General features: G+C 37.7%; 5 protein-coding genes. 3 read left to right on the top strand and 2 right to left on the bottom strand.

Going from position 1 to position 5,847, the window contains the following annotated elements; all coding sequences use genetic code 11:
- The first annotated feature begins 1,120 nt into the window (after window positions 1-1,120).
- The 3 genes from H7254_RS00735 (at window position 1,121) to H7254_RS00745 (ending at window position 4,625) form a co-directional block, all read left to right on the top strand.
- Window positions 1,121-1,609 carry a hypothetical protein gene (locus H7254_RS00735; RefSeq protein WP_301931149.1) on the top strand — a complete coding sequence of 163 codons (489 nt, stop codon included), beginning with the start codon at window positions 1,121-1,123 and terminating at the stop codon, window positions 1,607-1,609.
- A gap of 527 nt (window positions 1,610-2,136) precedes the next feature.
- Window positions 2,137-3,327, top strand: coding sequence for a pyridoxal phosphate-dependent aminotransferase (locus tag H7254_RS00740; RefSeq protein ID WP_301931150.1), 1,191 nt, complete (start codon window positions 2,137-2,139; stop codon window positions 3,325-3,327).
- 254 nt (window positions 3,328-3,581) lie between these two features.
- A complete protein-coding gene (locus tag H7254_RS00745; protein WP_301931151.1) occupies window positions 3,582-4,625 on the top strand; it encodes an ABC transporter permease in 1,044 nt (347 codons plus the stop codon).
- Window positions 4,626-4,721: 96 nt separating this feature from the next.
- On the opposite strand, the gene H7254_RS00750 is transcribed toward H7254_RS00745, so the two are convergent.
- Together H7254_RS00750 and H7254_RS00755 are read right to left on the bottom strand one after the other, a co-directional pair.
- The gene (locus H7254_RS00750; protein ID WP_301922030.1) at window positions 4,722-5,003 is read right to left on the bottom strand and encodes a DUF721 domain-containing protein; all 282 of its coding nucleotides are present in this window, start codon (window positions 5,001-5,003) and stop codon (window positions 4,722-4,724) included.
- A gap of 118 nt (window positions 5,004-5,121) precedes the next feature.
- Window positions 5,122-5,847, bottom strand: a 726-nt coding sequence (locus H7254_RS00755) for a DNA replication/repair protein RecF (protein WP_301931152.1), incomplete at its 5' end; no start/stop codon positions are given.

Raw genomic sequence — 5,847 nt, forward strand, 5'->3', positions numbered from 1 at the left:
ACGCTGTTTTTACTTGTTCAATTCCATTGAAAATCCGTAAGCTGTAATAGTACTTCACAAACCGGTGTAGGGACGGATGTACCCGTAGTAGCGTTGATAGCCGGGAAAGCCGGAAGTAGCCAAGGGGTACACAAGATGTAAAAATTGGAGAACACTAAACAAGCGCAAGCGATGATTAACATGTTCTTCCTAACAATTGGTAAGCGCAGGCTTACCAATTGGTCGAGGCATCTTGAAGAGCCGTATGAATCGAGCCGTTCACGTACGGTTCCGTGAGGAGCTTGGGGTGAAACTCCCCTTGCTTACTCGACTATTAGTTTCGTTTTACACAACCTTCTTCTTCAATTATTGCTTCCGCCCCAGCTGCTGTTAGCAAAAGGTTGTTCGCTAAAGGATATTACTGGCAAATTTCCAGTCATAGAAACCATAGCAATTTTATTGATAAACTCAAACTGTTTATTCCTGTCAGAGGGGCTTTACCGGCTTTCTGGTTTTTTTTATTTGCCTGCAAACTACAGCCCCATAATTTTAGCAGGTCGCTTACTATTAGATAGCTCAAAGCATTGCCCATTTCTCTTAAGGCGGTTTCAATATTTCGCAGGCTTTTACTACTCCTTAAAAAACCATTTCACCGGATGGCCACGGGCAGGTGGATGAACGATTGATTGCAATACTTTCATCAGACCAGACTGGCTTTGTTTATGCTGTTTTCGCACCCCCCCCGACAGCTTTTATTATATGAGCCGATAAAGTGTCTGTACCCTTCACTTTATCGGCACACAATTTTGCAATCCCTTTATCAATTCTAATTCTGCTTACGCCTGCTAATTTAGCAACACGTTGTTTACGGACTTACCCAACATACTGACCTTACTAACCAGTTATACACTGGCTACCCGTTCATCTCATTTGGGCAATATAGCACTAAACTTTTTTTGTAAGAATTTATCACTAAACATAAATAAATAGTTTTGATAAATGTGTTACTTATTATTTAACAATTACTAAGTTCCATAAAATATAAACCCTGTAAATGATTTGTAGCAAGGAATTTGCTTTACAAGAATTTGGAATTACAATTCCAGTATTTTTTTAATAAATGATTTAAAACAATATCAGTATGAAAACGATCTTTCTTTTGGTTGCAGTAGTCATGTGTTCTTTGTTAACGCATGCCCAGCAAAAAACCACCGTCATCTGTCCTCCTTTTAATGTTGATGTACTGGAAGGTACCGTTAACCAATTGTTTACTTATTCCAGTTTGGGAGATGTAGAAAAAAAATTTCCCTGTTTTGAAAGCGCAACACCAGAAACCAATGGTAGCACCTGTGGAGGAGTTTTTTTTAAGGACAAGGATATTTATTTTTTTACTGAAAGAAATTATATAGAAATAGGGGAGCATTATAAAGGTAAAATAAGCTTGCCTTTACTTGGAGCAGTCCGTGGCAGTCTGTTTAATGTACTGGGCAATCCGTCTATAAAAGATGTTAGCTGGGATGCGTACCAAACAAAATATGGTATCCTTATTTTGTATTTCAATAAAGCGGGAAATATTTACAAGTTACAAATGAGCAACCGCAATGCGGCAACATTGAAATTATGTGAGTAAAAATGTTATTAAGTTTTTTTCCTCCCTCTGTACAAATATAGACTGACCTGTTTACAAATAGACTTACTTTTCATTCTGCGGCCTTATCTAAATGAAGGATAAAAATTATTTCCATTAGCCATGGTAAATATAATTTTACAGGAAAGATTTAATATCATAAATACGATGAAATCTTGTGACATGTTCCCGGGCAAATGATGTTGTTTTTTTACGCTAATAATTATTCCGGTTGGTTGAAAAGGTTTTAATTAAGTTGATTGATTTGCTACAATTGATGATATATGTAGTTTGAAAAAAAGACGAACTTAAATACCTTTATGGATATGCGGTTTACTGCCTTTAAGGTAATTTGTTTACGCTTTAATAAAAGTTGCCAATGGCTGTTTTTGTACACGAGGGCGATGCAAGAATTTTGCACAAAGCGGTCATGCCCGGACAAATACTTTTACCTAAAAAATCATTTCTTCATTTAACTACGCAATAAATGTGCGGTTTGCTGTAATTTCACCATCCTAAAATTATACTACATGGATATTTCTTCTTTATTAGATCGCTTTGCAGAACCTGAAACACTTAAAATGGCCAAAATGGGTCGTGAATTAAGGGCAAAAGGAATTGATATAATTGACCTTAGCCTGGGAGAACCTGATTTTGATACGCCACAACATATTAAAGATGCCGCTATAAAAGCCATCAACGACAACTATAGCCATTACACGCCGGTAGCGGGTTTTGCTGATTTAAGGGAAGCGGTGTGTATCAAATTGAAGAGAGATAATAACCTGGATTACAAACCAGAAAACATCATTACTTCTACCGGAGCAAAACAAAGCCTGGCCAATGCAATTTTAGCCGTGGTGGATGATGGGGATGAAGTGGTGATTCCAACTCCATACTGGGTAACTTATTCAGAACTGGTGAAGATTGCCCGTGGGGTAGTGGTGCAGGTAAGCACCAGTTTGGAAAGTGGTTTTAAAGTTACTCCTGCTCAACTGGAGGCAGCCATTACGGATAAAACAACTTTGTTTATGTTTTCTTCTCCCTGCAATCCATCGGGTGCCGTTTACAGCAAAGATGAACTGGAAGGACTGGCCATTGTATTGCGCAAATATCCAAACGTGTATATTATGGCAGATGAAATTTATGAATACATCAATTTTGTTGGCAAGCATGAGAGCATTGCGCAATTCAGCGATCTGAAAGAAAGAATTATTTTGATCAACGGATTGAGTAAAGGCTTTGCCATGACGGGCTGGCGCCTGGGCTATATGGCGGCAAATGTGGAAGTAGCAAAAGCCTGCGAAAAACTACAGGGACAATTTACAAGTGCAACCTGTTCCATCACCCAAAAAGCGGCGGTAGTGGCTTTGACGACCGACCTAAAACCTTCTATGGAAATGGCGGAAGAATTTACCCGCAGAAGGGCTAAAGTAATGGAAATAATCAGGAAGGTACCGGGGATAAAATGTACTGAACCCGAAGGTGCTTTTTATATTTTTCCGGATGTATCTTCTTATTACGGTAAATCTGATGGAGAGAATTTGATTACCAACTCAGCAGATTTTTCTATGTATTTGCTAAATACGGCGCATGTATCTTCTGTAATGGGAGAGGCTTTTGGTGAACCCAAATGCGTTCGGTTTTCATTTGCCAACAGCATGGTAAATATTGAGCGTGCATGGGTGAGGATTATTGAAGCGTTGGCCAGGTTGAAGTAAAGTTTGTGAAACAGGTGAGATGAAATAGGAAATATGAACTATTAAATATGAGTGGTGTAAAGATTTTTTATTGATTAGATATTGGGTACAGGACAGTAGTTTTTTATATTCATCTCAGATAGCAGCACTCACTTTTACTTTTCAGCTTCAGGCAACAGCCATGATGAAAACCCGTTGAACCCCGATGAATAAATATTGAAGTGAAGCGATTAATTTTTTTACATGGTTTCACCAACTGTTATCATTGACAAACTTTGAACAGCATCTTAAAAAAAATATTTTATTCTTTACTGGTGTTACTGGGTGTGGTGATGCTTGTATTTGTTATGTTCCAGGGTTTTGGAGATCCGGCAAGGCTGATCGTTGGGCAAACAGGCGATAAAAAAACAATGGACAATATCCGTAAAGATCTTTACCTGGATCAGCCAAAATGGACACAGTTTTTTTTATATCTCAATGATGTCAGTCCTGTTTGTATTTATTCAAAAGCCGATATTGCAAAGAAAGAATTAAAAGGATTGTTTATAGGTGCCGATATCAAAATAGGGTTAAAAATTCCTTACCTCCGCAAAAGTTATCAAACAAAAAAAAATGTAGGTACACTATTGATGGAAGCATTGCCCGGCACTTTGCTATTGTCCTTTGCAGCTATGCTTTTTGCCACTGTGATGGGTATTTTGATGGGTGTATTGGCGGCTGTAAAAAAAGATACCTGGCTGGATACTTCTACATTGGTGGCAAGTATTGCCGGTATTTCCGCACCATCTTTTTTTATGGCCATTATAATTGCCTTTTTATTCGGGGTAGTATTGCATCCGTTTACCGGTTTAAATTTAACTGGTAGCTGGTTTGAAGTAGATGAAGTAACCGGAGAAAAATACCTGACCCTCAAAAATTTAATTCTGCCTGCTTTTACTTTGGGCATCCGTCCATTGGCAATTATAACACAGCTAACCCGAAGCAGTATGCTGGATGTGCTGAGCCAGGATTATATCCGCACCGCCTATGCAAAAGGATTGAGCAGGCGAGCTGTAATTTTTAAACATGCTTTGCGTAATGCGCTAAACCCGGTAATAACCGCTATTACAGGCTGGTTTGCCGAGTTATTGGCAGGTGCATTTTTTGTGGAATATATTTTTGGTTGGCAAGGTATTGGAAAAATAACGGTGGATGCGTTAGAGAAATTAGACTATCCTGTGGTGATGGGATCGGTATTGGTAAGCGCCTGCATCTTTATTCTCATCAATATTTTAGCAGATGTTTTATATGCTGCAGTAGATCCTAGAATGAGAAATTGAGTTGGTTTAAATAATAAATTTATTGCTTTGATTATTACTAATTGCAAGAAGTAAGTATGTAAAAAAATAGCTGGATATTTATTTAACAAATGCATTCTATTTTATTACCACATCATTGATAACTTTTTCTCCCAGCGCTTCATTCACCCTTTCAATTATTTTTTCTTTCTGATATAGTAACTCATGTTTTAATTGAGCAACCGTACTGCTGATGAATAATGTTTGATTGATGATTTGAATTTTGTCCGTGTATTTGGCAATTGTTTTTCCCATAATCTGTTCCCATACATCTTCAATACGTACCGCCTGTATTCCGCTTTTTAAACGGCTTTGCTTTAAAAATTGCTGAATAGCATCCTGCATTGAAAATTCGCCCATGTTGCAAAGATAATGGATGTCGGATTGCTGATTTGGGATTTCGGCTATTTAAGATTCGAAGTTTCTTTCAATTATCAATACCTCTTTTAGGGACGTAAACAACTCATAACTCATAACTCTATAACTCTATAATCTGGTACTTACTTTGCAATCCTCCAAAAGCCAGTTCCAGTCTTTCTTTGTGGGTATCTGTAATAAACACCTGCCCGTTATTTTCATTGCAAACCCAGTTCAATAAATTCTGCATTCTGCCTTCATCTAATTTTTCAAATACATCATCTAATAAAAGCAGCGGAGTAAAACCTTTATTTATTTTTAGTAATTCAAATTCTGCCAGTTTTAAAGCAAATAAAAGACTTTTTCTTTGCCCCTGCGAAGCGGTGGTTTTAAACACCTGTCCGTTTAGTTGAATGCCAATGTCATCCTTGTGAATACCGCCGTTACTGCGTTGTAAAATAAAGTCTTTTTGCCTGTATTGATTTAATACCGAAAAAAATTCAGTGTCGTTTAATTGGCTTTCGTACTGCAAACTAACCACCTCATTGTTATTGGCAATTTTATTGTAAAACTGCTGCACCAACGGAATTAACTGAAGGCTAAATTCTTTTCGTTTTGCAAAAATATAATTACCGGGTTGTACCAGCTGATCATCCAAAACTTCCAGCAGCGTCCAGTCTGTTTTACCCTGTTCAGCAAATTTTTTCAACAGGCTGTTGCGTTGCATCAATACTTTATTATAAATAATCAACTGCTGCAGGTATGCTGCATTTATCTGGCTGATAACTGTATCCATAAACCGCCTGCGTTCCTCACTGCCGCCTATTATCATTTCAATATCATCCGG

Origin of the sequence: Ferruginibacter sp. (assembly GCF_014377975.1) — a bacterium.
Lineage (GTDB): Bacteria > Bacteroidota > Bacteroidia > Chitinophagales > Chitinophagaceae > Ferruginibacter.